This is a genomic window from Marinobacter sp. VGCF2001, from assembly GCF_049943275.1.
Classification (GTDB): domain Bacteria; phylum Pseudomonadota; class Gammaproteobacteria; order Pseudomonadales; family Oleiphilaceae; genus Marinobacter.
The window spans coordinates 86,393-111,028 of record NZ_JBNFVX010000005.1 but is presented as its reverse complement, the minus strand read 5'-3'; the positions used below and the strand labels follow the sequence as shown (position 1 = coordinate 111,028).

Annotated in this window: 23 protein-coding genes; 9 read left to right on the top strand and 14 right to left on the bottom strand. The window is 60.0% G+C overall.

What is annotated here, in order from left to right; translation table 11 throughout:
* The first annotated feature begins 30 nt into the window (after positions 1-30).
* A complete protein-coding gene (locus tag ACP2AU_RS07905) occupies positions 31-396 on the top strand; it encodes a histidine triad nucleotide-binding protein (RefSeq protein WP_426375570.1) in 366 nt (121 codons plus the stop codon).
* 37 nt (positions 397-433) lie between these two features.
* On the opposite strand, the gene ACP2AU_RS07900 is transcribed toward ACP2AU_RS07905, so the two are convergent.
* The 6 genes from ACP2AU_RS07900 to ACP2AU_RS07875 form a co-directional block, all read right to left on the bottom strand.
* Entirely contained in the window at positions 434-1,453 is a 1,020-nt protein-coding gene (locus ACP2AU_RS07900; RefSeq protein ID WP_426375569.1) for a CNNM domain-containing protein, read from the bottom strand.
* A 101-nt stretch (positions 1,454-1,554) separates the two neighbouring features.
* On the bottom strand, positions 1,555-2,277 hold the full coding sequence (phoU, locus tag ACP2AU_RS07895) for a phosphate signaling complex protein PhoU (protein ID WP_426375568.1): 723 nt from the start codon (positions 2,275-2,277) through the stop codon (positions 1,555-1,557).
* Between the two features lie 31 nt (positions 2,278-2,308).
* On the bottom strand, positions 2,309-3,196 hold the full coding sequence (pstB, locus tag ACP2AU_RS07890) for a phosphate ABC transporter ATP-binding protein PstB (RefSeq protein ID WP_426375567.1): 888 nt from the start codon (positions 3,194-3,196) through the stop codon (positions 2,309-2,311).
* Between the two features lie 12 nt (positions 3,197-3,208).
* Positions 3,209-4,486: a phosphate ABC transporter permease PstA gene (gene pstA / locus ACP2AU_RS07885; protein WP_426375565.1), complete on the bottom strand. Its 1,278-nt coding sequence runs from the start codon at positions 4,484-4,486 to the stop codon at positions 3,209-3,211.
* Positions 4,479-5,867: a phosphate ABC transporter permease subunit PstC gene (gene pstC, locus ACP2AU_RS07880; RefSeq protein ID WP_426375564.1), complete on the bottom strand. Its 1,389-nt coding sequence runs from the start codon at positions 5,865-5,867 to the stop codon at positions 4,479-4,481. The genes pstA and pstC overlap by 8 nt, the downstream gene beginning before the upstream one ends.
* Before the next feature lie 156 nt (positions 5,868-6,023).
* The gene (locus ACP2AU_RS07875) at positions 6,024-7,070 is read right to left on the bottom strand and encodes a substrate-binding domain-containing protein (RefSeq protein WP_426375609.1); all 1,047 of its coding nucleotides are present in this window, start codon (positions 7,068-7,070) and stop codon (positions 6,024-6,026) included.
* 194 nt (positions 7,071-7,264) lie between these two features.
* On the opposite strand from ACP2AU_RS07875, the gene ACP2AU_RS07870 reads away from it, so the two are divergent.
* Positions 7,265-7,669 carry an acyl-CoA thioesterase gene (locus ACP2AU_RS07870; RefSeq protein ID WP_426375563.1) on the top strand — a complete coding sequence of 135 codons (405 nt, stop codon included), beginning with the start codon at positions 7,265-7,267 and terminating at the stop codon, positions 7,667-7,669.
* Here ACP2AU_RS07870 and ACP2AU_RS07865 read toward each other — a convergent pair.
* The 6 genes from ACP2AU_RS07865 to ACP2AU_RS07840 all read right to left on the bottom strand — a co-directional run bounded on the left by ACP2AU_RS07865 (position 7,663) and on the right by ACP2AU_RS07840 (position 13,202).
* The gene (locus ACP2AU_RS07865; RefSeq protein ID WP_426375562.1) at positions 7,663-8,754 is read right to left on the bottom strand and encodes a tRNA-queuosine alpha-mannosyltransferase domain-containing protein; all 1,092 of its coding nucleotides are present in this window, start codon (positions 8,752-8,754) and stop codon (positions 7,663-7,665) included. The genes ACP2AU_RS07870 and ACP2AU_RS07865 overlap by 7 nt on opposite strands.
* 42 nt (positions 8,755-8,796) lie before the next feature.
* The gene (locus ACP2AU_RS07860; RefSeq protein ID WP_426375561.1) at positions 8,797-9,852 is read right to left on the bottom strand and encodes an MFS transporter; all 1,056 of its coding nucleotides are present in this window, start codon (positions 9,850-9,852) and stop codon (positions 8,797-8,799) included.
* Between the two features lie 68 nt (positions 9,853-9,920).
* The gene (locus ACP2AU_RS07855) at positions 9,921-10,592 is read right to left on the bottom strand and encodes an SDR family oxidoreductase (protein ID WP_426375560.1); all 672 of its coding nucleotides are present in this window, start codon (positions 10,590-10,592) and stop codon (positions 9,921-9,923) included.
* Positions 10,585-11,796, bottom strand: coding sequence for an organoarsenical effux MFS transporter ArsJ (gene arsJ, locus ACP2AU_RS07850; protein ID WP_426375559.1), 1,212 nt, complete (start codon positions 11,794-11,796; stop codon positions 10,585-10,587). The genes ACP2AU_RS07855 and arsJ overlap by 8 nt, the downstream gene beginning before the upstream one ends.
* Position 11,797: 1 nt before the next feature.
* Positions 11,798-12,802 (bottom strand): ArsJ-associated glyceraldehyde-3-phosphate dehydrogenase, encoded by a 1,005-nt coding sequence (locus ACP2AU_RS07845; protein ID WP_426375558.1) that lies wholly within the window; start codon positions 12,800-12,802, stop codon positions 11,798-11,800.
* A 43-nt stretch (positions 12,803-12,845) separates the two neighbouring features.
* Positions 12,846-13,202, bottom strand: coding sequence for a metalloregulator ArsR/SmtB family transcription factor (locus tag ACP2AU_RS07840; RefSeq protein WP_426375557.1), 357 nt, complete (start codon positions 13,200-13,202; stop codon positions 12,846-12,848).
* Between the two features lie 89 nt (positions 13,203-13,291).
* Here ACP2AU_RS07840 and arsH point away from each other — a divergent pair, with 89 nt between their 5' ends.
* From arsH to ACP2AU_RS07820, 4 genes are all read left to right on the top strand, one after another.
* Positions 13,292-14,008: an arsenical resistance protein ArsH gene (arsH, locus tag ACP2AU_RS07835; protein ID WP_426375556.1), complete on the top strand. Its 717-nt coding sequence runs from the start codon at positions 13,292-13,294 to the stop codon at positions 14,006-14,008.
* A gap of 10 nt (positions 14,009-14,018) precedes the next feature.
* Positions 14,019-15,089: an ACR3 family arsenite efflux transporter gene (gene arsB, locus ACP2AU_RS07830; protein ID WP_426375555.1), complete on the top strand. Its 1,071-nt coding sequence runs from the start codon at positions 14,019-14,021 to the stop codon at positions 15,087-15,089.
* A gap of 25 nt (positions 15,090-15,114) precedes the next feature.
* Positions 15,115-16,311, top strand: coding sequence for a chromate efflux transporter (gene chrA / locus ACP2AU_RS07825; RefSeq protein ID WP_426375554.1), 1,197 nt, complete (start codon positions 15,115-15,117; stop codon positions 16,309-16,311).
* Between the two features lie 99 nt (positions 16,312-16,410).
* The gene (locus ACP2AU_RS07820) at positions 16,411-17,208 is read left to right on the top strand and encodes an undecaprenyl-diphosphate phosphatase (protein ID WP_426375553.1); all 798 of its coding nucleotides are present in this window, start codon (positions 16,411-16,413) and stop codon (positions 17,206-17,208) included.
* 184 nt (positions 17,209-17,392) lie between these two features.
* On the opposite strand, the gene uvrD is transcribed toward ACP2AU_RS07820, so the two are convergent.
* Positions 17,393-19,558, bottom strand: a complete 2,166-nt coding sequence (uvrD, locus tag ACP2AU_RS07815; protein WP_426375552.1) for a DNA helicase II — start codon at positions 19,556-19,558, stop codon at positions 17,393-17,395.
* 251 nt (positions 19,559-19,809) lie between these two features.
* On the opposite strand from uvrD, the gene ACP2AU_RS07810 reads away from it, so the two are divergent.
* The 3 genes from ACP2AU_RS07810 to ACP2AU_RS07800 are packed head-to-tail and all read left to right on the top strand — an operon-like array spanning position 19,810 to position 23,066.
* Positions 19,810-21,423: a methyl-accepting chemotaxis protein gene (locus ACP2AU_RS07810; RefSeq protein WP_426375551.1), complete on the top strand. Its 1,614-nt coding sequence runs from the start codon at positions 19,810-19,812 to the stop codon at positions 21,421-21,423.
* A gap of 26 nt (positions 21,424-21,449) precedes the next feature.
* The gene (locus tag ACP2AU_RS07805) at positions 21,450-22,643 is read left to right on the top strand and encodes a hypothetical protein (RefSeq protein WP_426375550.1); all 1,194 of its coding nucleotides are present in this window, start codon (positions 21,450-21,452) and stop codon (positions 22,641-22,643) included.
* A 9-nt stretch (positions 22,644-22,652) separates the two neighbouring features.
* Entirely contained in the window at positions 22,653-23,066 is a 414-nt protein-coding gene (locus ACP2AU_RS07800; RefSeq protein WP_426375549.1) for a substrate-binding domain-containing protein, read from the top strand.
* Positions 23,067-23,133: 67 nt separating this feature from the next.
* On the opposite strand, the gene ACP2AU_RS07795 is transcribed toward ACP2AU_RS07800, so the two are convergent.
* Positions 23,134-24,582: an NAD-dependent succinate-semialdehyde dehydrogenase gene (locus ACP2AU_RS07795; RefSeq protein WP_426375548.1), complete on the bottom strand. Its 1,449-nt coding sequence runs from the start codon at positions 24,580-24,582 to the stop codon at positions 23,134-23,136.
* Between the last annotated feature and the right edge of the window lie 54 nt (positions 24,583-24,636).

Genomic DNA, 24,636 nt, shown 5'->3' with positions numbered 1-24,636 from the left:
ACGCGCATTCACTCGACACAAGGACCCGTTATGTCTGAAACGATTTTTACCAAAATCATCAACCGGGACATTCCCGCCGATATTGTCTATGAAGACGACATCAGCCTGGCCTTCAAGGACATCAATCCCCAGGCCCCGGTGCATTTGCTGATTATCCCGAAAAAAGCCATTGCCACCATTAATGATATCGGCGAAGACGACCGGGAGTTGGTGGGCCATTTGTACTGGGTAGCGGCCAAGCTGGCCAAAGATATGGGCTTTGCCGACGATGGCTACCGGGTGGTGATGAACTGTGGCGAAAATTCCGGGCAGACCGTATTCCACATTCACCTGCACCTGCTGGCCGGGAAACCGCTGGGCTGGCCCCCGTACACCGAGAAAATGAAACAGGCCTGAGGCCTCGCGGCAAATCAGGAGGCAGCCTCCGGCTGCCTTACTGTGCGGCCCGCTTCAGCCGGCGGCTCCATCGCTGTTTGGCATACCGGCGCAGGTTCGAGACGTTGTCTGTCTCGTCCATGATTTCGGTACCCAACAAGGTTTCCAGAATATCTTCCAGAGTGACCACGCCCAGCCAGGTACCCAGCTCGTCGTAGACCACCGCAATATGCTGGCGCTCCCTCAGCATCTCTGAGAACAGAAACTCGATATTGGTATTGGCCTTAACCCGCTTGATCTGGCGCAGCTGGCTTTGCAGGTCCTCGTGGTCGGCCATGCTGATCAGGTCAGAACGGTGCACGTAGCCAAGGGCTTCGCCCTCTTCATCAATCACCGGATACCGTGAAAACGGCGACTTCATCACCTTGTCCCGGAATTCCGGTACCGTGGTCTCGGGACTGATGAACTTGCACACTGTACGCGGCGTCATGATCGCACTGACTTTGATCTCATGAAACCGGAGCACATTTTGAATCATCCGCCGCTCTTCTTCGTCCAGAGCCTGTTGATCCCGGCCAATTTCGGCCAGGGCACTGATTTCTGCCCGGATGTCGGTATCCCCCTCGCCCTGGGCAATGCGGCGGGTTACCTGTTTGGACAACCAGACAAACGGCAGCAGCAGTTTCATCAGAAAGCCCAGAACAGCCGGCAGGGAGGGGGCAATGCCCCGCCAGTATTTGGCACCGATGGTTTTCGGGATAATCTCGGAAAAAATCAGAATCGCCAGGGTCATCACCGCCGAGGCGGCTCCCAGCCAGACCTCACCGAACACCACCGCCACCTGGGCACCCACGCCGGTGGCACCGGCCGTATGGGCGATGGTATTGAGCGTGAGAATGGCCGAAAGCGGATCATCTATCTCGTCCTTGAGCTTGCGCAGGCGAACAAACAGCTGAGGCTGATCATTCTTTAACGACGCGATGTAACTCGGCGTAATAGACAGCAAAGCTGCTTCGAGAATAGAGCAGAGAAACGAGAAGCCAATGGAAAGAATCGCGAATGCGACAAGGAGAATCATAACGCCTCAGGAGTGAATCAGTCCCGGCCATGATAGCGTAACTCCCGGCCGGGACAACACCGGAATCTGCCACAAGGTGCGGCAGTTCCGCTCGCCGGACGTCAGCGGCCGACCACCCGCTCGGCCTCTTCCATGGGCGTGTGGCGAACGTCTTCGCCCTTGACCATGAAGATCACGTTTTCGGCAATGTTGCAGGCATGGTCGCCGACCCGCTCCAACGCCCTGAGTACCCACATCACCGACATACACCGGGAAATGTTGCGGGTATCTTCCATCATGAAGGTCAGCAAGGTACGGGCGGCGGCCTGATATTCCTCATCCACCCGCTTGTCTTCCTTCATAATGCGCAGGGCCTGCTCGGAATCCAGCCGGGCAAAGGCATCGAGCGCGTCGTGCAGCATGGCCAGCACGTGTGTGCCGATGTGACGAATCTCCACGTAACCTCGGGGCGCCTGGCCTTCTTCTACCAGCTTGATGGCCATTTTGGCGATTTTCTTGGCCTCGTCGCCTACCCGTTCCAGATCCGCCACCATCTTGATCACCGAAATCACCAGGCGCAGGTCCCGGGCGGTGGGCTGGCGACGGGCAATAATCAGGGTCGCTTCTTCGTCCAGGTCCACTTCCATGCGATCGACTTTCTTGTCGTTGGCCCGTACTTCCTCGGCCAGGTGGCTATCCCCCTCTACCAGTGCTTCAATCGCGCGCCCGACCTGGGATTCAACCAGCCCACCCATTTCCAGGAACTGGGTTTTCAGGTCCATCAGTTCATCATTGAACCGGGCGGAGATATGATCTCCGTACACATCGTCCTTTTTATTCGCCATAGCGTCTGTCTCCGTTATCCCCGAACACTGATCAGCCGAAACGGCCGGTAATGTATGACTCCGTCAGCTCATGTTCCGGAGAAGTGAATACTTTGTCTGTCTCGTTGACTTCCACCAGATGGCCCAGATGAAAATAGGCAGTACGGTGGGACACACGGGCAGCCTGCTGCATGGAGTGGGTCACAATCACGATGGTGTAGCTCTCGGAAAGCTCGGCAATCAACTCTTCAACCTTGGCAGTAGCGATCGGGTCCAGTGCCGAGCAGGGTTCATCCATCAACACCACTTCCGGGCTTACAGCAATCGCACGGGCAATACACAAGCGTTGCTGCTGGCCGCCGGACATACCGGTGGCGGTGGCATCCAGGCGGTCTTTCACCTCGTTCCAGAGCCCCGCCTTGCGCAGACTGTTCTCCACGATGTCGTCCAGATCGGACTTTCGGTTGGCCAGGCCATGAATGCGGGGGCCATAAGCCACATTATCGTAAATGGATTTCGGGAACGGATTGGGCTTCTGGAACACCATGCCAACGCGGGCCCGAAGCTCCACCACATCGCGCTTGGGGTCATAGATATCCTGGTCGTCCAGTTGCAGAGAACCCTTGACCCGACAGATGTCGATGCTGTCGTTCATGCGATTCAGGCAACGAAGGAACGTTGACTTACCGCACCCGGAGGGCCCGATAAAGGCGATGACTTCATTGCGGGCAATGTCCAGACTGATGTTCTTGATGGCCCGGGTCTCACCGTAAAACACCTCGACATCGCGCAACTTGAACTTGGGGTCCGTTGCAAACGGCGAACCCACTGTGCAGCCTTCTTCGATGACGGTTTCGGATGGCCGATCGTCCGGAGCTGCAACGCGTTTTTCTTCAGACATATCAGCCTCATTACTCACAGTTGTATTCAGGGTATTCATAATGCTGTCTCCTCACCACCGGCGCTCAAGGCGCTTGCGAAGCCAGATGGCCAATGCATTCATGGTAATCATGAAGGCCAGCAGGATCATGATTCCGGCAGAAGCCAACTCAACGAAGCCCTGCTCGGCACTGCTGGCCCAGAGATAGATCTGGACCGGAAGTACCGTCGCGGAACTGAAGAATCCGTCCGGCACTTCCACAATAAAGGCCACCATACCGATTAACAGCAGCGGCGCGGTTTCACCCAGTGCCTGGGCCATACCGATAATGGAACCGGTCATCATGCCCGGCATGGCCAGCGGTACCACGTGGTGCATGACCACCTGCATTTTCGAGGCGCCAATACCTTCGGCTGCTTCGCGGATGGAGGGCGGCACACTCTTGATGGCGGCCCGGCTGGAAATAATGATGGTCGGCAACGTCATCAGCGAAAGCACCAGGCCCCCGACCACCGGCACCGACCGGGGCATCCCGAACAGCCCGATAAACACCGACAGACCCAACAAGCCAAAGATGATCGATGGCACCGCAGCCAGATTGTTGATATTGACTTCGATAAAGTCCGTGAACCGGTTCTGCGGCGCAAATTCCTCCAGGTAAATTGCCGCCGCGACACCCACCGGAAACGCAATCACCAGGGTCACAGCCATAGTCAGCAAGGATCCGACAATGGCGCCCAGAATGCCGGCATTGGAGGGCTCCCGGGAATCGCCCCGGCTGAAGAACACATCGTTGAACGCGGTATCAATCATGCCCTCACGAACCAGCTTGTCCACCCACCGCTGCTGCTGCTCCGTCAACCGAATGCTGTAGGCCGGATTATCCGCGTGTTTGACGTACACCGAGACCGTATCGTGCACCAGAAATTCCATGACCTGGGTGGTGCCCAGCAGGTCCGGATTGCGAGTCAGCAGATCCCGCACCTGATTGCTGGCGTAACTGCCTACCAGCCGGCTCAGTTCACGCACATCCTTGCGCTCGGTGGCTTCCGGAATATGACGCTTGAGCGCCGCCAGCACCGGGGCCTGAAAATCCGCCATCGAGACCTGGTCCTTGTCGGTGGGATCATCCAGGTACATCAACTCACCGTCCAGCGGCACCTCCAGGGTTATGGTGGTCTTGATGAAGCCGGTGTAGCCCTTGCCGATAATATCGGTAAACAGAATCACCAGGGACATCAGGGCAATGGCGATGGCGGCCATACCGTAGAAGCGGAAGCGCCTCTCCTTGCGATACCGCTTTTTCAGGGACTGGCGGACAATCTCCGCCTGCGAACGTTGATCAGTCATACTGTTCCCTATACTTGCGAACAATCTTCAGGGCAATCACGTTGAGCATCAGCGTGACCATGAAGAGCATCATGCCCAGAGCAAACGCGGCGAGCGTCTTGGCGCTGTCAAACTCCTGGTCGCCAGTGAGCAGAGTCACAATCTGAACCGTCACGGTGGTCACCGAATCCAGCGGATTCGCGGTCAGGTTCGCAGCCAGGCCCGCCGCCATCACCACAATCATGGTCTCCCCGATGGCCCGGGATGCGGCCAGCAGAATCCCGCCCATGATACCGGGCAGGGCGGCGGGGAAAATGACGTTCTTCATGGTTTCCGACTGGGTTGCGCCCAGTGCCAGCGAACCGTCACGCAGGGTCTGGGGTACCGCATTAATGACGTCGTCCGACAGCGACGAGACAAACGGAATAATCATCACGCCCATCACCAGGCCCGCCGCCAGAGCACTCTGGGAAGAGGCTTCCAGGCCGATGGCTTCGGCCAGGTCCCGGATAAACGGCGCTACCGTCAGGGCCGCGAAGAAACCGTAAACCACGGTAGGTACGCCTGCCAGCATTTCCAGCATGGGTTTGAGCACCGAGCGCATCGGTTTGGTGGCGTATTCAGACAGGTACACCGCCGACAACAGCCCCACCGGCACCGACACCAGCAGAGCAATGGCAGAAATCAGCAGGGTGCCGGTAAACAGGGGGATCATACCGAAAGCGCCATCGGCCCCTATCTGGTCGGCCCGAAGCGCGGTCTGTGGGCTCCATGAGCTTCCGAACAGGAATTCGGTGATCGGCACCTTGCCAAAGAAGCGCACGGTTTCGAAGATCACCGAAAACACGATTCCGACAGTCGTCAGAATGGCGACCGCGGCGCAGGTGAAAAAAATCCAGCGCAGGGTGCGCTCGACGTTTTCGCGGGCATTGATGTGTGGCTGAACACGGGTCCAGGCAAAGGCAGCTCCCAACAGCGCAATCAACACCACCAGCAGGGTCTGGAAATTACGGCTCTGGGCGCGCAGCTGCTCCAGCAGATCTGCGGCGCCGACCACCTCGGCAGGCACAAAATCCGGGTCCAGCTTGCCGGCAGCCACGTTACTGATCTGGGACAACACCAGACTGGCCTCTCCGGCAGACTGAGGCGCCAACCCAGCCGGCAGGGAAGATACCACCAGATTCTGGATAACCCGGCCTTCAAAGCCGGCCCAGGCGCCCAGAATGACCAGCGCAGGAATGGCGCACCACAGTGCCGCCCGCGCCGCGTAGTAAAAGGGTAGGGATTTCAGATTGCGAATGCCGCCAAGTGGCTCAGCCACCGAACGCGACCTCATATAGGCCAGGGCATAGGCAACCAGCGCGATCACCAGAACCAAAGGTAACAGATTGGCCGTTTGCATAACGTTCTCTGTATCGTGTGAATGTTGAGTGTTAGCCCGCTCAACGTTTTTATTGTTGTTCCAGTCTAGCGGCCGGGGTCTCTCTATCCGGTGCACACAAGAACGCGAACCTTACCGGCCCGCGCTCTCCTTACTTGGCTGACAACCGGGCCCGGATTACAGCTCGTTACCGGTCATCGGCGTCAGATTACGCACCTTCTTGCCCACTTCCATCCGGGTCTTACGCGGATTCGGGATCAAACCCACATCCACCAGGTAACCGTTGTCGCCCCAGGCACTCTCGCTGGTAAATTCTTCCGCGTATTCCTTGATCCCCGGCACCACGCCCACGTGCGCGCTCTTGATGTAGAAGAACAGCGAACGGGCCACCGGGTAGTCTTCGCCGGCAATGGTTTCCGGTGTTGGCTCAACCCCATTGATGGTGGACGCCTGAATCTGGCTGGTATTTTCCATCAGGAAGCTGTAACCAAAGATCCCCAGAGTGTCCTTGTCCTGAGCCAGGCGCTGAACGATCAGGTTATCGTTTTCACCGGCTTCCACGAACGGGCCGTCTTCACGCATACTGTGGCACACGCTCTTCATCTGCTTTTTCTCCATCGACTTGATAAAGTCGAAGGTTTTGCAGCCACCTTCCATGGCAATTTCCACGAACGCGTCCCGGGTACCGGAGGTCGGGGGCGGCCCCATGACGTTGATTTCGGTGCTCGGCAGGCTGGAATCGATGTCGCTCCATTTCTGGTAAGGGTTGGCGACCAGCTTGTCACCGCCCCTGGGGTCGGGAACTTCCTTGGCCAGGGCCAGGAACACCTGTTTCAGGCTCAGATCCATCTTGCCGGCGTCCTTGGAGTTGGCGATGACGATGCCGTCAGCACCGATCTTCACTTCAATAATGTCTTTCACGCCATTGTTCTGACACATCTCGAACTCGCTGACCTTCATGCGGCGTGAGGCGTTGGTGATGTCCGGGTGCTGGGTGCCAATGCCGGCGCAAAACAGCTTCAAACCACCACCGGAGCCGGTCGATTCCAGTTTCGGAGTCGGGAAATCCGTGTTGCGGCCAAAACGCTCGGCAACCACGGTGGCAAAAGGATAGACCGTGGAAGAACCAACAATGTTGACGGTGTCGCGGGCCATGGCGGGCGTGGATACTGCGGCAATACTGCCGGCCAGGGCAACAGAAGCAACTGCAGCTTTCAATTTCATCACGTTATGTCTCCAGAATCGGTGTCCGTTGTTTGGGTATCTGCTTTACCGATGAGTGCATCCTAAGGAGACTCCATGACAGCTTTGTTACAGCCTTTGAAATATAGCGGCCACTGATCAAATTTTCTTGCAGCCCCGCGCCAGCCCGTTACCATGCTCAGAAAACAATTCATGAGTTGCTACAGGCGATCGCGATGACTGCGTATGACGATGACAAACCAACCCCCCGGGGAGAGATGATGCTGCAGGTGGTTCCCCTGCCCTCCGACACCAACGCCAACGGCGATGTCTTCGCCGGATGGCTGGTCAAACAGATGGACATTGCGGCAGCGACCATGGCGGGCCGTATTTCACAGGGCCGTAACGCCACCGTCGCCATGGACCGCATGGAATTCCTGTCGCCGTTACGGGTGGGGTCCCAGGTAGGGTGTTATTGCGAACTGGTGGATATTGGCCGCAGTTCCATGAAGCTCCAGGTGGAAGTCTGGACCCTGGATCGCGCCTCGAAAACCCCGCGAAAAGTAACCGAGGGGCGGTTTGTGTACGTGGCTATTGATGAGCACGGGCGTATCCGGGAAGTCCCGGAACAGAATCACTGAGCCGGCCCCAGCAAGGACTCGATCAGCGTCCGGTACCGGTATCTAAGCTCCGAGGCGCGCCAGCCATGGGGCTGCCCGATGACCGGCGGCTGCTCTAACAAACCGGCCAGCCGCCCTGCGGCCGCCTCGGCTTCGGCCCTGGCATCCGCCTGGCTGCTGGCGTATCGGCAGCTGTCCGGCACGTACTCGCGGTAGGCCAAGCGGTCCGGGGCCAGCGGCAAGCAACCCGACGCCATCGCCTCCAGCATGGCCAGGCCCTGGAAATCGTGCAGTGCCGTCGACACCACCACATCGGCACAGCGCAGCAAGCGATCGTAATCTGCCCGGTGCTCCATAAAGCCCCAGTGTTCAATGCGGCCAGCGAACCGCTGTTGAATCCGGTCAAAGGCCTCGGGGCGACCGCGAAAGCCCTCACCCACCACGCTGATGCGATAGGGCAATGGGCGTTGCTCCAGCTGTTCCAACAGGCCGAACAACCGGTCTGGTCCCTTGTCGTATTCCCAGCGGTGATTCCACAACAGGTGCGGGCAGTCCCGATTGATCGGCCGGGTCTTCCCGATAAACAGCCGGTCTTCGATCGGCACCGGCAGCACCCGGGCTTTGGCTCTCAGGAGCGCGGGCAGGTTCCGGGGTACTGCATCGGGCATCTGCTTCAGAAACGCCTCTACCCCCTGCAGAAAACTGTCGCGGTTCCAGGCGCTGTTAAACGCTACGACATCTGCCGCCAGAGCGCTGTATAGGTTAACCATTTGCGGTTCCACCCGTCCGCGCTGGCGGTCGCTGACAGGGAAAGCGAACTGGTTTTCATGCATATAAAGCAGGCAGGGCGTGTGTGCCAGCCCCGGGTGCAGGCCCCGCAACGTAGCCAGATCCACCATGGAAGTCGCAATAATCAAATCCCAGGATTCCTGCAAGCGGGGCTCTGTCAGCCAGCTCACAGGATTACCGCGAATCCGCCACTGGAAAAATCGGGGAGGCAGAGTCAGGGCGTGCCACTCATAGCCCGGCAGCATGGCTTCCAGTTGCTCGCGCCAGCGCCTGTGGCTTGCGGCATCATAGGCAGACAGCAGAAGAATGCGACTCATGGCGGTCCGTGGCAGGTGGAATGGTCGAAAGCAGGCATTGTATCAGGCCGGGCCCCTGCCCCGGCTCAGGGACCACAAGCCGAGCAGCGGCCCGGGCAACAGCAACAACACCACCCAGACGCCCCATGCGCTCCAGAGCCCACTGGTAAGCCAGATGGCGGGCAGCGTCAGGCCAAACCCGACGGCATTCATGACCGCCAGGGACGAACCCACCGTTGCTTTTGGCGCGGTAGCTGCCGCCAGGGCCGAGAACTGGGGTGAGTCGGCCACCACGGCAACGCCCCACACCAACAAGAAAGCGAGCAAAACCAGGGCCGGCAAACCATTGAGCCATGGATACAGCAGGCACAAGATTCCGGAGACCCTCAGGGCCATCCGGGCCACCCACTCACTGCCCCGGCTACGGCTGAGCCGGCCACCGCCAAGGCACCCGGCTGCACCAATACCAATCACCGCAAACGACAGCCAGGGCACCAGTGCCGCATCCTGCCCAAGACGGCTTAATTCCCGGGCAACCAGTAACGGCACCAGGGTCCAGAAGGCGTACAGTTCCCACATATGGCCGAAGTAACCACCCGCCACGGCCCGGAACCGGGGAAGGCGCAGAGCCGCCAGCCCCTGACTGAGGGGGAGCCGGCCACTGGCTTTCGGCAGATGCGGGCCATCCCCCAACAGCAACACCAGCACACCGCCCGCCAGTGCGAGGCCGGAAGCCGCCAGCAAAGGCCACTGCCAGGGCAGACCCAAAGTGGCGCCGCGCATCAAATGCGGCAATGCGGTACCCAGGGTCAGCATACCCACCAGCCAGGCCAGAGCCGCGCCGGCGTATTTTGGGGTCCAGGCAATCACCAACTTCATGCCCAGGGGGTAAATCCCGGCCAGGCTCAGGCCGGTGGCAAAGCGCAGCACGGCGTTAGCGGGATCGTGCCCGGCCGCCCATACAAAACCAGCGTTCGACAGGGCCCCGAAAACACTCGAAACCAGAAAAATCCGGCTGGCCCCGTAACGATCTGCCAGCCCTGTGACCGCCAGCATCAGCGTGCCAGCAAGAAACCCCGCCTGCACCGACAGCGGGTAACGCCGGAGCCAACGCGTCATCGGAGCGGCGGAGTCATGACTGCCGGGCCCCGGTCATGCAACAGACTTCCGGAGACTGGACCGCCCCTTCACCAGGGCAACTCCTCGCCATTGCTGTGCCAGAACGACCCGGTGTTATCGAGGTTCAGCTCGGCAATGCGCTCCGCCAGGCCCTGCGCCGCTTCCTGGGGGCTAATCAACCCGCCAAAATTGACCATGCGGGTTTGGACATAACCGGGGTGCAGCTGGGCGACCGCAATGCCCTCGGGCTTGAGATCCGTCGCCAGCGATTTGCCAAAGGCGTTCAATGCCGCCTTCGAGGCCCGATAACCGTAGCGGCCACCGGAATCGTTATCGGCAATGGACCCCATGCGGCTGGTGATGTTGGCAATCTTGCTGCCATACTCCATCAAGGGCACCAGCGCCTCGGCCACGCGCAGGGGCGCGTAGGCGTTGATCTCCATCTGGGTGCGGATGGAATCGAAGTCGATGCTGCCCAGCTGCTCATCCTGCAACAGGCCGGCATTATTGATCAGCAAACCAATGCGCTTGTCTGACAGGCCATATCGGAGCTTTTCGATGCCGGCCTCTGTGGTCACATCAACGCCCTCAATCACCTGCGCCGCCACTGCCGCCAATTCTTCTGAGGACTGACGGCACACGCCAATTACCTCATACCCCCGGGCTGCGTAAAGCCGCGCCAGTTCCAGCCCAATACCCCGATTGGCACCGGTAATGACCACCACATTGGAATCAGACATAGCGTTTTTCTCCTGTTGGTTTCAAAGCTTGATCCGGCAACCCTACCGATAACAGGGCGGCCATGGCTACCAGAACTGCCGATATCCACAAACAGGCTTCCAGGCCGTAGGTCTGATACACCCAGCCAGACAGCAGGGTGCCCAGCAACCGGCCGGCGGCGTTGGACATATAGTAGAACCCCACATCCAGCGACACGCCATCGCTACGGGCATAGCGAACAATCAGATAACTGTGCAGGGAAGAATTAATGGCGAACAGCACGCCGAATAACAACAAACCGCCAATTACCGCCGCTTGCGCCGGCAAGCCCGCCATCAATGCTCCGGCAATAGCGGCCGGCACCAGCGCCAGCATCGCCGCCCAAATGACGGCCGAAGACTTGCCGCTGGCATGGCCGGTAATTCTGGGCGCCAGGGTCTGGATAACGCCGTAACCGATGATCCAGCTAGCCATAAAACCGCCCACCTGCCAGTGATCCCAGCCGAACGCAGTGGCCATGTACACCGGCAGCGCCACCACAAACCACACATCGCGGGCGCCGAACAGAAACATCCGGGCCGCGGAGAGCACGTTGATGGCCCGGCTTTTGGACAGGATCTCGCGGAACTTCGGTTTGGCCGTGCTTTTGCCCAGATCCTGCCCCAGCAGGAACAGGCTGGCCAGCCAGACCAGCCCCAGCGCAACCGCCATGATAACGACCGCACCGGTGAAGCCGGCTGCCATCAGCAATACACCGCCCAGGAAAAAACCCACACCCTTCAGCGTGTTCTTCGAGCCGGTGAGAATCGCCACCCACTTGTACAGGGTCCCCTGTTCGGTATCCGGCACCAACAACTTGATACCGCTCTTGGCGGACATCTTGTTCAGATCCTTGGCAATGCCGGACAGCGCCTGGGCTGCCATTACCCAGGGCACCGTGAGCAGGGCCGCCGGCACCGCCAGCATAGCCAGCGCCACAATCTGCAGGAACAGCCCGATGTTCATGGTGCGGTTCAGGCCCATGCGAGCGCCCAGATAACCGCCCACCAGATTGGTCACCACCCCGAAGAACTCGTAGAAGATGAACAACAGGGCAATGCTCAGGGGCGAATAGCCCAGCTGGTGAAAATGCAGCACCACCAGCATCCGCAGGGCCCCATCCGTCAGGGTGAAGGCCCAGTAGTTGCCGGTGATGACCAGGTACTGACGGATGGCCGCGCTCATATCAGGCCAGCCCTACCTTGCGGGCCAGCTCCACGGTGCGGTTGGCGTAGCCCCATTCGTTGTCGTACCAGGCATAGATTTTCACATGGGTACCATTGACCACCAGGGTGGACAGGGCATCGACAATGGAAGAACGAGGGTCAGTTTTGTAGTCGATAGACACCAGCGGGCGTTCTTCGTAGCCCAGAATGCCTTTCAGCTCGCCCTCTGCGGCCTCTTTCAACAACCGATTCACCGTGTCCCGGTCGGTCGGCGTCTCCACTTCAAACACGCAGTCGGTCAGCGACGCGTTGATCAGCGGAATGCGCACCGCATGGCCATCCAGCTTACCTTTCAGCTCCGGGAAGATTTCGATAATCGCGGTGGCGGAACCGGTGCTGGTGGGAATCAGCGAACTACCACAGGCCCGGGCCCGGCGCAAATCTTTGTGGGGCGCGTCGATGATGGTCTGGGTGTTGGTCAGGCTGTGAATGGTGGTCAGGGAACCGTGTTTGATGCCCAGCTTTTCGTGGATGACCTTCACCACCGGCGCCAGGCAGTTGGTGGTGCAGGAGGCCGCGGTGATGATACGGTCACTGGCCGGGTCGAAGATGTGTTCGTTCACTCCCAGCACAATATTCTTCGCACCAGATTCCTTGACCGGGGCCGTCACCACCACGCGCTTGACGCCCTGATCCAGATAGCCCTGCAGCACAGCCACTTTCTTGTTCACGCCACTGGCCTCGATGACCAGGTCACAACCGGACCAGTCGGTGTCGGCAATCGCCTTGTTGTGCGTCACCCGAATGCGCTGGCCTTCGATACTCAGGCTATCGCCATCGGCCACCGCCTCATGGCGCCAGGGGCCATGCACGCTGTCAAAGTTCAGCAGGTGCGCCAGGGTGTGGGTGTCCGCCCCGGGGTCGTTAATGGCAACAAATTCCAGTTCCGGCCAACCCCAGGCTGCCCGTAATGCCAGGCGGCCAATACGACCAAATCCATTAATACCTACCTTGATCTTGCTCATGGTCTTCTCCTTGCGTGAGTCGCAATCCGTTTCATGGTAACGATCAGGAGCACTGTAAAGCCGGGCGGTCGGCCATGGCCTGCAATCGGTCCCGTGGCTGCGCGATCAGTGCTGAATGGTTCCGGGCGGTCTCGTCCAGAATCCGCATCGCCCAGTCGGGCAGATGCGGGTTCAGGTAATAATAGACCCATTGGCCCCGGCGTTCCGTTGCCAATACGCCAGCCTCCCGAAGCGAGGCCAGGTGGCGGCTGACTTTCGGCTGGGGCGCAGCAAACGCGGCCATCAACTCGCACACGCACAGCTTGCCCTGCTGGTGAATCAACAGTGTGGCCGCCAGCCGCAAGTCATCGCCCAGGGCCCGGAACAGGGTGACCGGGCTAATGCACACTTGATTGTTCATCGTTGCCTGCCAAAATATACGTTTTTTCGAATATGCAATTATGCGAATATTAGTATGACACTGTGATGACGTAAAGGACCCACCTTGCCATGAACCCCAAGGATCTCCCGAACCTCGATCCCGAACTGTTTGATGCACCTGCCAGTCACAAACTGCACGTTGCCTCGCCGTCGGATCATCGCCCCCGGCTTCTGCTGCTGTATGGCTCTCTGCGCGAGCGCTCGTTCAGCCGCCTGGTGGTGGAGGAAGCCGCACGCCTGCTCAGCGCCATGGGTGCCGACACCCGGATTTTCGATCCGCGCGGCCTGCCCCTGGCCGACGCCGAAGACGCCAGCCATCCCAAGGTGCAGGAGCTTCGGGACCTGGTGCAATGGAGCGAGGGCATGGTGTGGTGTTCCCCGGAACGCCACGGTGCCATGACCGGCATCATGAAGACCCAGATCGACTGGATTCCGCTGTCCCTCGGCGCCGTGCGCCCCACCCAGGGCAAGACCCTGGCCGTGATGCAGGTGTGTGGGGGCTCACAATCGTTCAACGCCGTGAACCAGCTGCGGGTGCTGGGCCGCTGGATGCGCATGGTGACCATTCCGAACCAGTCGTCGGTGCCCAAGGCGTTTATGGAATTCGACGACAACAATCGCATGAAGCCTTCGGCCTATTACGACCGCATCGTGGATGTCATGGAGGAGCTGGTAAAGTTCACCCTGCTGGTGCGGGACCGCAGCGATTACCTCACCGACCGCTATTCCGAACGCAAGGAAAGCGCCGAAGAACTGTCAAAGCGGGTAAACCAACGCTCCATTTGAGAGGCGAACAATGAGCAGTAACAGCGATGTGAACACGGCTGAAGCTACTGACGGGGGAATGGACCTGTTCGGGCGTTACCTGTCGGTGTGGGTGGCGCTGGCCATTATCGCCGGCGTCACCCTCGGGCAGCTGGCCCCTTCGGTCCCCGAGACCCTGTCCCGTTTCGAATACGCCCAGGTGTCCATCCCCATCGCCATCCTGATCTGGGCGATGATTTTCCCGATGATGGCACAGATTGATTTCAGCGCCGTGGTCGGTGTGCGCAAGGAACCCAAGGGCCTGGCCATCACCACCATCGTGAACTGGTTGATCAAGCCGTTCACCATGTTTGCCATTGCCTGGTTCTTTCTGATGGTGGTGTTCGAGCCCCTGATTGCCCCGGAACTGGCCAGCGAATACCTGGCTGGTGCCATCCTGCTGGGCGCCGCGCCCTGCACCGCCATGGTGTTTGTCTGGAGCTACCTGACCCGGGGCGATGCCGCTTACACCCTGGTACAGGTGTCGCTGAACGACCTCATCATGCTGTTCGCCTTCGCCCCGATTGTGGTCTTGCTGCTGGGCATTTCCGACATTCAGGTGCCCTGGGATACCGTCATCCTGTCGGTGCTGCTGTACATCGTGATTCCGCTCAGCGCCGGTTACCTGACCCGCCGCCTCCTGATCGCCCGGCGCGGTGAACAATGGTACGACCAGGTCTTTATGAAGCGGCTGGGGCCGGTCACGCCCGCGGCGCTCATCATCACCCTGGTGCTGCTGTTTGCCTTCCAGGGTGACGTCATTCTGCAAAATCCGCTGCATATACTGTTGATTGCGATACCACTGATTATCCAGACGGTGTTTATCTTCCTGCTGGCCTACGGCTGGGCCCGGCTGTGGAACGTGCGCCACTGCATTGCCGCCCCCGGCGCCATGATTGGCGCCAGCAACTTCTTCGAACTGGCGGTGGCCGCCGCTATTGGCCTGTTCGGCCTGCAGTCCGGGGCGGCTCTGGCCACGGTGGTGGGGGTACTGGTGGAAGTGCCACTGATGCTGGCACTGGTGCGCATTGCCAATAACACCCGGGACAAGTTCCCGGCCTGATTATCGATTCAGCAGGGGAGCTATCATGGCCTCGACACCGGTTGCCCGGCCCCGGATACGGGAAATCTTCCTGGCCTTCCTGGCCCTGGGCCTGACCTCTTTCGGTGGCCCCGCGGCCCACCTGGGCTATTTCCGCAACGAGTTCGTGGCCCGGCGCGGCTGGCTCTCGGAACAGGACTATGCCGACCTGGTCGCCCTCTGCCAGTTTCTGCCCGGCCCCGCCAGCAGCCAGACGGGCTTCGCTATTGGCCTTCTAAGAGGCGGCGGCTGGGGCGCGGCCGCCGCCTGGACGGCCTTTACCCTGCCCTCAGCCATCATTCTGGTAGCCTTTGCCCTGAGCGCCAATCTGCTGGAGGGGCCACTCAGCCAGGGCATCCTCCACGGTCTGAAAATTGCCGCCGTGGCGGTAGTTGCCCACGCCGTACTCGGCATGGCACGAAACCTGTGCCCGGATCAGCAACGAACCGGTATTGCCCTGGCAGCGGTGTTGCTGGTGGTATTCGTGGGAGGTACCGCGGGGCAACTTTCCGCCATTGTGGTGGGTGGGCTGGCAGGGCTGTTTTTATGCACGTCAGCCAGTGGCGACGCGACCGGGCATTCAAGCCTCGCGGTATCGTCGGGCACCGGCCGGCTTTCGGCGTCTCTGTATGTATTGCTGCTGGCGGGCTTGCCTGCGCTGGCGTGGCTAACCCCGGGCACACTGCTGGATATGCTCGATGGCTTTTACCGTTCCGGCGCTCTGGTGTTCGGCGGCGGCCATGTTGTGCTGCCACTGCTGGAAGCGGAAGTCGTTCAAACCGGCCAGGTAACCGCCGACGAATTTCTCGCCGGCTACGGCGCCGCCCAGGCCATTCCGGGCCCGCTGTTTACCTTCAGCGCCTACCTGGGCGCCATCATGAGCCCCACAGCCCCTGTGGTCTGGGCCGCTCTGGCACTGCTGGCCATCTTCCTGCCCGGCATCCTGATCCTGCTGGCCGTGCTGCCGCACTGGAACCACTTCCGGCGCTGGCACCGGGCCCAGGCCCTGATGCGCGGCGCCAACGCCGCGGTGGTCGGCATCCTCGGTGCCGCGCTGTACCAGCCGGTCTTCACCAGCGCCATCATCGGCCCCCGCGAATTTGCCCTGGCCCTGACCGGCTTCCTGCTATTGAGCGTGTGGAAGCTCCCGGCCTGGGCCGTGGTAATCGTGATGGCCGCCGGTGGCGTTATGATCGGAGCGTAACCGGCAGCGCCTGTTCAGGCACTGGCCACCCTGCTAACATCGCGGTCGTTTAGACCAGCACTGACTCCATCACCACGACCACCGACCGGAACTGACAGAATGGATATTTTCCAGGCCCTTTTCCTTGGCCTCCTCCAGGGACTGACCGAATTCCTGCCCATCTCCAGCTCCGCCCACCTGATCCTCACACCCGCCTTCTTTGGCTGGGACGACCAGGGCGTCGGTTTCGATCTGTCGGTCCATGTGGGCACATTGCTGGCGGTAGTGCTGTACTTCCGCCGGGATGTCTTCGGCATCGCCCGGGACGGCCTGATCTCCATAGGACAGCGCAAAATCGTCGGCCAGGGCGCCCTGGCCTGGTACCTGGTGATCGGCACCATCCCGGCGGGCCTGGCCGGCCTGGCGCTGCTGGACATGATCGACAACGAACTGCGCGGCGCCTCGGTGATCTTCTTCACCACCCTGATCTTCGGCCTGCTACTCGGCATCGCCGACTGGCTGCCCAAGCGTCAGCGCACCATGGACACTCTGAACTGGAAAGACGCCGTCATCGTCGGCATCGCCCAGGCTATGGCCCTGGTGCCCGGCACCTCCCGCTCCGGCGTCACCATCACCGCCGGCCTGTTCCTGGGCATGACCCGGGAAACCGCCTCCCGGTTCTCCTTCCTGCTGGCGATCCCCATCATCGTGCTGGCATCGGCGGTAAAACTGCTGGAAGTGGCCACATCCGACGTGATCGTCGACTGGAACGGCTTTCTGATTGGCGGCATCACCTCCTTCCTGATGGCCATCACTGCCATCCACTTCTTCCTGAAGTGGCTCAACAAGGTGGGTATGTGGCCGTATGTGATCTACCGGATTGTGTTGGCGGGTGTGATTTACGCCGTGCTGATGTAGTCATTTTTCTTCAAGCACTTGGCGCCCTGCACCGCGCCAGAAGTGACGGGTTGGGGGAAGCTTTCCAAAAATTTGTGGAGCCAGGGATGGCGGAACACAAGCGCCACATGGATGTGCCGAAGGAGCGCTTTTTGGAAAGCTTCCCCCAACCCGGCACAGACTCCACCCATATCAGGCTACAACACTAACAAGCCTCCAGCGGCGCATAAGCCAACACCAGCCACTTCGCCCCCTCATCAAAGTTCACCTGCACCCGGGTATGATGCCCCGAACCCTCACAGTTCATCACAATCCCTTCGCCAAACTTCGGATGCCGAACCCGCTGCCCCAGACTGAACCCGGCCTGCTGCGCCGAATCCTGACTGAACAGGCTCTCATTGGGCCGCTCCACCATCGCCGGCCGGGTCACCGTATTGCGCAGCCGAACCTCCTGCAGACAATCCCCCGGAATCTCCCGCACAAACCGCGACAAGGCATGAAACTTCTCCTGCCCGTATAACCGGCGGGACTCCGCGTACGTCAGCACCAACCGCTTCATCGCCCGGGTAATGCCCACATAGGCCAGACGACGCTCCTCTTCCATGCGCCCCGGCTCCTCCAGCGACATACTGTGCGGGAACAGGCCTTCCTCCACACCGGCCAGAAACACCATCGGGAACTCCAGACCCTTCGCCGAGTGCAAAGTCATCAACTGAACGCTGTCTTCATGGGCGTCCGCCTGGGACTCCCCGGCATCCAGCGCCGCCTGGGCGATGAACTCCGCCAGCGGGTCCACGCCTTCTTCCACATCGTAATCCGCCAGCGCACTGACCAGTTCCTCCAGGTTCTCCACCCGGGCCTGACCCTTCTCACCTTTCTCGCTGGCGTGGTAGTCCTTCAACCCACTGGCCTCAATGGCCTGCTTCATCAACCCCTGCAGGGAGGCATGGCCCGCCATCTCCGACAGACCGTTGATGATCTCCATAAACTGCTGCAGCCCGGTTTTGGCCCGGCCTTTCACCTGCCCGGCCGCCAGCAACCGCTCGGCGGATTCCCACAGGGAAATGCCCTGGCCGGTGGCGTATTCCCGCAGTTCGGCCAGGCTCTTGGCGCCAATGCCCCGGGTCGGAATATTCACCACCCGCTCAAAGGCCGCATCGTCCCGGTGGTAATGCACCAGGCGCAGGTACGCCAGGGCGTTGCGGATTTCCTGGCGATCGTAGAACCGCAAGCCGCCATACACCCGGTACGGAATGCCCTGGCGCATCAGGGCCTCTTCCAGTACCCGAGACTGGGCGTTGGAACGGTACAGAATGGCGCACTCGCTGCGCAGATTGCCCTCGCTGACCCAGGCCGAAATGGAATCGGCGATGTAGTTGGCTTCGTCCTGTTCGTTGAAGGCGGCGTACAGGCTGATCGGTTCGCCATCGACGCCATCGGTCCACAGCTCCTTGCCCAGCCGCCCCTGGTTATTGGCAATCACCGAGTTGGCGGCTTTCAGAATCAGTTTGGTGGAGCGGTAGTTCTGCTCCAGCCGCACCAGCCGGGAATTCGGAAAGTCCCGCTGATACTGCTGGATGTTCTCGATTTTCGCGCCCCGCCAGCCGTAGATGGACTGGTCGTCGTCGCCCACCACCGTCAGTGGCACCCGGTTGCTGGCCAGTACCTGCAGCCAGGCGTATTGGATGGTGTTGGTGTCCTGGAACTCGTCCACCAGAATGTGCTGGAACCGCTGCTGGTAGTGGCTCAGCAGTTCCGGCCGGTGCAGCCAGAGTTCGTGGGAGCGCAGCAGCAGTTCGCCGAAATCCACCAGGCCACTCTGCTGGCATAGCTTCTCGTACTGCCGGTAGATTTTCAGCATCACCGTGGTGAAATGATCGCCCGGGTTCTCCTGAATGTGGTCGGCCCGCAGGCCTTCGTCTTTCTGGCTGTTGATAAACCACTGGGCCTGCTTTGGCGGCCACTGGCTCTCGTCAATCTGGTTCTCCCGCATCACCCGCTTCACCATCCGCAGCTGGTCGTCGCTGTCCAGCACCTGGAAATTTTCCGGCAAACCGGCGTCTTTCCAGTGCGAGCGCAACAGGCGATGGGCAATGCCGTGAAAGGTGCCGATCCACAGACCCCGGGTGGGAATGTTCATCATCTGCTCCACCCGGTAGCGCATTTCCTTGGCGGCCTTGTTGGTGAAAGTCACCGCCAGAATGGAGGTGGGCGGCACCCGATCAACCGACATCAGCCAGGCCATCCGGTGCACCAGCACCCGGGTTTTGCCACTGCCCGCACCGGCCAGCACCAGCAAATGATCGTTCTGGGCGGTGACGGCCTCACGCTGGGCGTCGTTCAGGGAATCGATAATGTGGGAGACGTCCATAACACCTGGCTTTTTACTGGTTAAATTTACAGGCCATTGTACCAGCCTAACGCAATTACTTCCTTTGCCCCGCCGGATTACCAATTGATGGTTATTCAGCCACTACAGACCCATGTGGGACTTTAGTTATGTCAATAACGGTCGTTAACGGCATTAACACACTGACACATTAATTCTGTGTTATGTGTCGAAATAACAACCTAAAATTCCTGAGACTTAAGTATTAGGCCAGGCGCAAAAGGATTGCTCGCATGCTTTCATCCCTGAAAATTTCCCACAAACTGGCGTTGCTCGTTACCGTTGCCGTGATTGCCTTCGTTGTCAGCCAGGCTTTTTCCATCTACACCAATCAGGGTAATTCCGAGCGCCTGAATGAAGTGCGGGACCAGCTATATCCGTCACTGGAATTGTCCACCATCAACCGTGGTCTCTTGCAACTGATCGAAAACCAGATCAACACCGCCGTCACCACCGGTGATGACCAGCAAATTGCAGCCACCCGCCAGCAACTGGAAGAAATCTCGGCCAACCTGAACCAGATTGCGACCCTGAACCCTGCCCTGGGTCAACAGGTGGAATCCCTGCAAAACGAACTGGACGGTTACTACAACACCGCTACCCGGATAGCGACTGCGATCATCGAGGGAACCGCTGACTTCAGCCGCATCGGCGAAGAGGCCTCCGCCAACGCCGCGCGCCTGACCGAGCTTCGCTCGCAACTCGACGATATGCGCGACAGCATGGAATCCCGCCTGACCTTTGCCATTGATGACACCATAGCCGCGAGCAGTGAGTCCGCCACCGTGTCGGTAACCATTGTTGTCGTTGCCCTGGTGGTGCTGATAGCGCTGAGCCTGATTATCGGCCGCTCGGTATCTGGCAGCCTGCAGCAGATTATTACCTCCCTGCGGGATATGGCGTCCGGCGAAGGTGACCTGACCTCCCGAATTGACTACAGCGGCAAAGATGAACTGCGGGATCTCGTAGACCAGTTCAACCGTTTCGTCGAGAAACTGCACAACTCCTTTGCCACCATCCAGCACGATATCGGCGAACTGAACGGCGTCGCCTCGCATCTTGGCTCCACCAGCCGAACCAACCTTGAGCGCATCAGCCAGCAGGCCCAGGCCATTTCCTCTACCCGGAATTCCGTCGACGAACTGGTTAAAAGCGTGGAGGAAGTGGCCGGCTTTGCCTCCAGCGCCTCGGATCAGACACAGGACGCGTCCAAGTTTGCCACCACCGGCCAGCAGAAGGTGGAAGACAACATCCGCACCATCCGCAAACTGATGGCAGAAATCGAAAACACCGCCGGCCTGGTGAACCAGTTTGATGCCTTCTCCGTGAAAGTGGGCGGCTTGCTGGAGACCATTCAGACCGTGGCCGAACAAACCAATCTGCTCGCCCTGAACGCGGCCATTGAGGCCGCCCGTGCCGGCGAGCACGGTCGCGGGTTTGCCGTGGTTGCTGACGAGGTTCGCGGCCTGGCGGTGCGTACCCACAAATCCACCGAGGAAATCCAGCAGGTGATTTCCGAGCTGTCCAAGGCCTCCGGCGCCGCGGTGCAGTCCATGCAAGGCAGCGTGGATATGGCCCGTGAAGGCGTGGAAGCCACCACCGAGTCCGGTGAAGTGCTGAGCAAGATTCTTGAGAATGTTCAGCAGATCAGTGGCCTGAACGAACAGATTGCCGCCGCTACCTATGAGCAGAGCACCACCTTTAACGACGTCACCGGCCACATGGCCGATATGCATCGCAATGCCGAGGCTGTGATGGAAAGTACCGACGAACTGGATACGGTCAGCCGCAAGATCCAGGACGTCAGCAACGGCCTGCAGGGCGTTGCCAGCCAGTTCCGCGTTTAAGATAAAACCCAGTGAAGGATACCCTGATGAAGACATTATTCTCCGTGGCGCCCCTGGCGCTGGCTATTGCCGCTGCCCCGGCTCTGGCCCAGAGCACCGAGGAAACCCTCGAGCGTATGCAGCAGCAACTCAATGCTATGCAACAGCAGCTGAACACCGCCAAAGACACCGGCGTTCGCTTCAACGGTTTCTTCAGCACCGGTTACGCCCGGGCCAGTAACGATGCGGGCTACGCCGGAATTACCGACGAATCCGAAGTCAGTGATCTGAGCCTGTTTGCCTTGCAGGGTACCTTTGACGTCACCCAGAAAAGCCAGGTGGTCATGCAACTGGTGGGTCGCGGTGCCGACGACTGGGAGCCGCAGGTTGAGTGGGCCTACCTGAGCCACCGCCCCACCAATAACCTGCAGATCCGCGCCGGCAAGATGCGCATTCCGTTCTTCATGTATTCCGACTCCCTGGAAGTCGGCTACGCCCAACCGTGGGCGCGGCCACCCCAGAGTGTGTATGGCCCGATTGCCGTGACCAGCTATGTTGGTGCGGATGCCAGCTACAACCTGAACTTCGACAATTCGTCCCTGACCGCGACCGGCTTCACCGGCTTTACCGATGAAGATGGCAACTCCGGCGACGTTCAGCTGCGCAACATTGCCGGCATGAACCTGACCTGGACCGACTACGTGTGGACCCTGCGTGGTGTGGCGGCGACTGCTGAGGCGGATATTGATGCCACTCGCCTGGCCGCGCTCGTGCCACCTGGAATCCCGGTCGATTCAGAACTTGCAGACGGCGACCGCGGTAACTTCTTCGGTCTGGGCGCGAGCTATGACGACGGCAGCTGGCAAATCATTGGCGAAGTCACTCGGGTTGAGGTCGACGGCAAGTTTGCCGACACCGACTCGGCCTACCTGTCCGTGGGCCACCGCTTTGGCAGCTGGACGCCCTACGTTGCAGCCGGCTGGACTGAGAGCCAGGACGACGATGAGCGTGCCGGAGCTTTCATTCCAGGCGCTGTGCCCGAGTCCATCCTGAATTATCAGCGCAATGAGTACAGCATCGGTACCCGCTGGGACATTACCCCGGGTGTGGCCATCAAGGCAGACATCACTCACGTGACCGGTCTACAGAAAGGCTTCGGCAACCTGAACACCGAATATATGCTGGCCAGCGACACCAACAGCACCAACGTCTACACCCTCAAAATCGACTCGGCATTCTAAGGAGGCCCCATGAAAAAGCTTAGCCTGTTGTTTGCGGCCAGCTTGCTGGCAAGCCCCCTGGCCCTGGCTGAAGTCGTGGTGATTGGCAACCCGGCTGGCCCGGACAACATCAGCGCCAACGAAGTACGGGATCTGTACCTGAACCGCAGCAAGGCCCTGCCGAACGGCCAGAGCGCCAAGCCGTTTGAACTTCCGGAAGGCAACGCCACCCGTGCCGAGTTCCACGACAAAGTGACCGGCCGTAACGACGCCCAGCTGAAGGCCTTCTGGTCTCAGCAGGTGTTCACCGGTCGTGGTCAGCCACCGGCAGAAGCCGGCAGCGCCGCTGGCATGAAGGCCCAGGTGGCCTCCACACCCGGCGCCATTGGCTATATTGATTCCGCGGATGTGGATAGCAGCGTCAAGGTTATCCTGACGCCCTGATCCCAGCTGTGCAGAACGCAAAAAGGCGAGCCGAAGCTCGCCTTTTTGCTGTTTGAAGACCGGCCGCCTAGAAGCCTCTCGGCACGGTCTGGGCTTCCACGAATTCAAACAGCCCTTCCAGGCCACCTTCCCGGCCGATCCCCGAAGCTTTCATACCGCCAAACGGCGCCTCCGGAGTGGGCCCGGTGCCGGTGTTCCAGCCCACGTGACCAAACCGCAGGCCGGCCGCCACCCGCTGGGCGCGCTCGGCATCGGCGGTGAACACGTACGAGGCCAGCCCGAACTCGGTGTCGTTACCGGCGTCGATAACCTCTTCCTCGGTGCGGAACAGCGCCATGGGCACCAGCGGGCCAAAGGTTTCTTCCTGATAACAGCACATCTCCCGGTTCACACCCTGCACCACGGTGGGCGGGAAAAACAGGCCGTCGCCCAGTTCCTCAGGCTGCTTGCCAGCCACCAGCTTCGCGCCTCTGGTAAGCGCATCGTCCAGATGCCGTTTAACCTTGTCGAAACCCTGCTGGTTGATCAGCGGGCCGATATCGATGCCTTCGTTCATGCCGTCGCCCACGGTCATCTTGTTGACCCGCTCTGCCAGCTTCTCGCCGAAGGCGTCCGCTACTTTCTCGTGCACGAAAATCCGGTTGGCACAGACGCAGGTCTGGCCGCCGCCCCGGAACTTGTTGCCAATCAGGTTATCGGCTGCCGCGTCCAGATCGGCATCGTCAAAGACGATGAAGGGTGCGTTGCCGCCCAGCTCCAGCGCCAGCTTCTTCACCTGCTCGGCACTGTCCACCATCAGTTTGCGGCCCACTTCCGTGGAGCCGGTAAAGCTGAGCATCGGCACGTCTTTGTGTTCGCACAGCACCTTGCCAATCACGCTGGCCTTGCCCATCACCAGGTTGACCATGCCATCCGGCAGATCAAGCTTATCCATCACGCTGAAAAACGCGATCATGGTCAACGGCGTTTCACTGGCCGGCTTGATCACCGAGGGACAACCGGCCGCCAGGGCCGCCGACAGTTTCTTGGCAATCATTCCGATGGGAAAGTTCCAGGGCACGATCAGGCCAGTCACGCCTACCGGCCGGTAGTGAACCGTCCAGGTGCAGTCCTTGGGTTTCTCAGGAATGGTGTGGGAGTCCAGTGCACTCACGTGCTTGGCGCAATAGTCGAAGAAACCGGCGGCGTAATCCACTTCACCCTGGGCTTCTTTCAGGGGCTTGCCATGCTCCATGCACAGAATGCGGCCAATCTCTTCACGGTGTTCTTTCAGGCCGTCGCGAATATCCTCCAGCCACTTCCGGCGGGTTTCAATGGGCCAGGGATTGGTGAGCCTGAGCGCCGACTGCCCGGCCTCAACTGCGGCCACAACATCTTCCTCCGGCATCGACGGCACTTTCGCAATCACCGAGCGCGTGGCCGGGTTGTACACGTCGAAGGTGGCGCCGGCGGCGGAGTCTGTCCAGCGCCCGCCAATGTACCCTGTGAGCTTGTCCAGTAGTGGTGACTCGATCATCTCGGCTCCTCTTACATGACTGGTAACGCCCCGCTTCGGGGCGGGCTTCAATAC

What these genes read in the sequence shown, in the direction of transcription:
- ACP2AU_RS07905 (WP_426375570.1), top strand. Translation starts at nt 31, where the DNA reads ATGTCTGAAACGATTTTTACCAAAATCATCAACCGGGACATTCCCGCC.
- ACP2AU_RS07900 (WP_426375569.1), bottom strand. Translation starts at nt 1,453, where the DNA reads ATGATTCTCCTTGTCGCATTCGCGATTCTTTCCATTGGCTTCTCGTTT.
- phoU (WP_426375568.1), bottom strand. Translation starts at nt 2,277, where the DNA reads ATGGCGAATAAAAAGGACGATGTGTACGGAGATCATATCTCCGCCCGG.
- pstB (WP_426375567.1), bottom strand. Translation starts at nt 3,196, where the DNA reads ATGAATACCCTGAATACAACTGTGAGTAATGAGGCTGATATGTCTGAA.
- pstA (WP_426375565.1), bottom strand. Translation starts at nt 4,486, where the DNA reads ATGACTGATCAACGTTCGCAGGCGGAGATTGTCCGCCAGTCCCTGAAA.
- pstC (WP_426375564.1), bottom strand. Translation starts at nt 5,867, where the DNA reads ATGCAAACGGCCAATCTGTTACCTTTGGTTCTGGTGATCGCGCTGGTT.
- ACP2AU_RS07875 (WP_426375609.1), bottom strand. Translation starts at nt 7,070, where the DNA reads ATGAAATTGAAAGCTGCAGTTGCTTCTGTTGCCCTGGCCGGCAGTATT.
- ACP2AU_RS07870 (WP_426375563.1), top strand. Translation starts at nt 7,265, where the DNA reads ATGACTGCGTATGACGATGACAAACCAACCCCCCGGGGAGAGATGATG.
- ACP2AU_RS07865 (WP_426375562.1), bottom strand. Translation starts at nt 8,754, where the DNA reads ATGAGTCGCATTCTTCTGCTGTCTGCCTATGATGCCGCAAGCCACAGG.
- ACP2AU_RS07860 (WP_426375561.1), bottom strand. Translation starts at nt 9,852, where the DNA reads ATGACGCGTTGGCTCCGGCGTTACCCGCTGTCGGTGCAGGCGGGGTTT.
- ACP2AU_RS07855 (WP_426375560.1), bottom strand. Translation starts at nt 10,592, where the DNA reads ATGTCTGATTCCAATGTGGTGGTCATTACCGGTGCCAATCGGGGTATT.
- arsJ (WP_426375559.1), bottom strand. Translation starts at nt 11,796, where the DNA reads ATGAGCGCGGCCATCCGTCAGTACCTGGTCATCACCGGCAACTACTGG.
- ACP2AU_RS07845 (WP_426375558.1), bottom strand. Translation starts at nt 12,802, where the DNA reads ATGAGCAAGATCAAGGTAGGTATTAATGGATTTGGTCGTATTGGCCGC.
- ACP2AU_RS07840 (WP_426375557.1), bottom strand. Translation starts at nt 13,202, where the DNA reads ATGAACAATCAAGTGTGCATTAGCCCGGTCACCCTGTTCCGGGCCCTG.
- arsH (WP_426375556.1), top strand. Translation starts at nt 13,292, where the DNA reads ATGAACCCCAAGGATCTCCCGAACCTCGATCCCGAACTGTTTGATGCA.
- arsB (WP_426375555.1), top strand. Translation starts at nt 14,019, where the DNA reads ATGAGCAGTAACAGCGATGTGAACACGGCTGAAGCTACTGACGGGGGA.
- chrA (WP_426375554.1), top strand. Translation starts at nt 15,115, where the DNA reads ATGGCCTCGACACCGGTTGCCCGGCCCCGGATACGGGAAATCTTCCTG.
- ACP2AU_RS07820 (WP_426375553.1), top strand. Translation starts at nt 16,411, where the DNA reads ATGGATATTTTCCAGGCCCTTTTCCTTGGCCTCCTCCAGGGACTGACC.
- uvrD (WP_426375552.1), bottom strand. Translation starts at nt 19,558, where the DNA reads ATGGACGTCTCCCACATTATCGATTCCCTGAACGACGCCCAGCGTGAG.
- ACP2AU_RS07810 (WP_426375551.1), top strand. Translation starts at nt 19,810, where the DNA reads ATGCTTTCATCCCTGAAAATTTCCCACAAACTGGCGTTGCTCGTTACC.
- ACP2AU_RS07805 (WP_426375550.1), top strand. Translation starts at nt 21,450, where the DNA reads ATGAAGACATTATTCTCCGTGGCGCCCCTGGCGCTGGCTATTGCCGCT.
- ACP2AU_RS07800 (WP_426375549.1), top strand. Translation starts at nt 22,653, where the DNA reads ATGAAAAAGCTTAGCCTGTTGTTTGCGGCCAGCTTGCTGGCAAGCCCC.
- ACP2AU_RS07795 (WP_426375548.1), bottom strand. Translation starts at nt 24,582, where the DNA reads ATGATCGAGTCACCACTACTGGACAAGCTCACAGGGTACATTGGCGGG.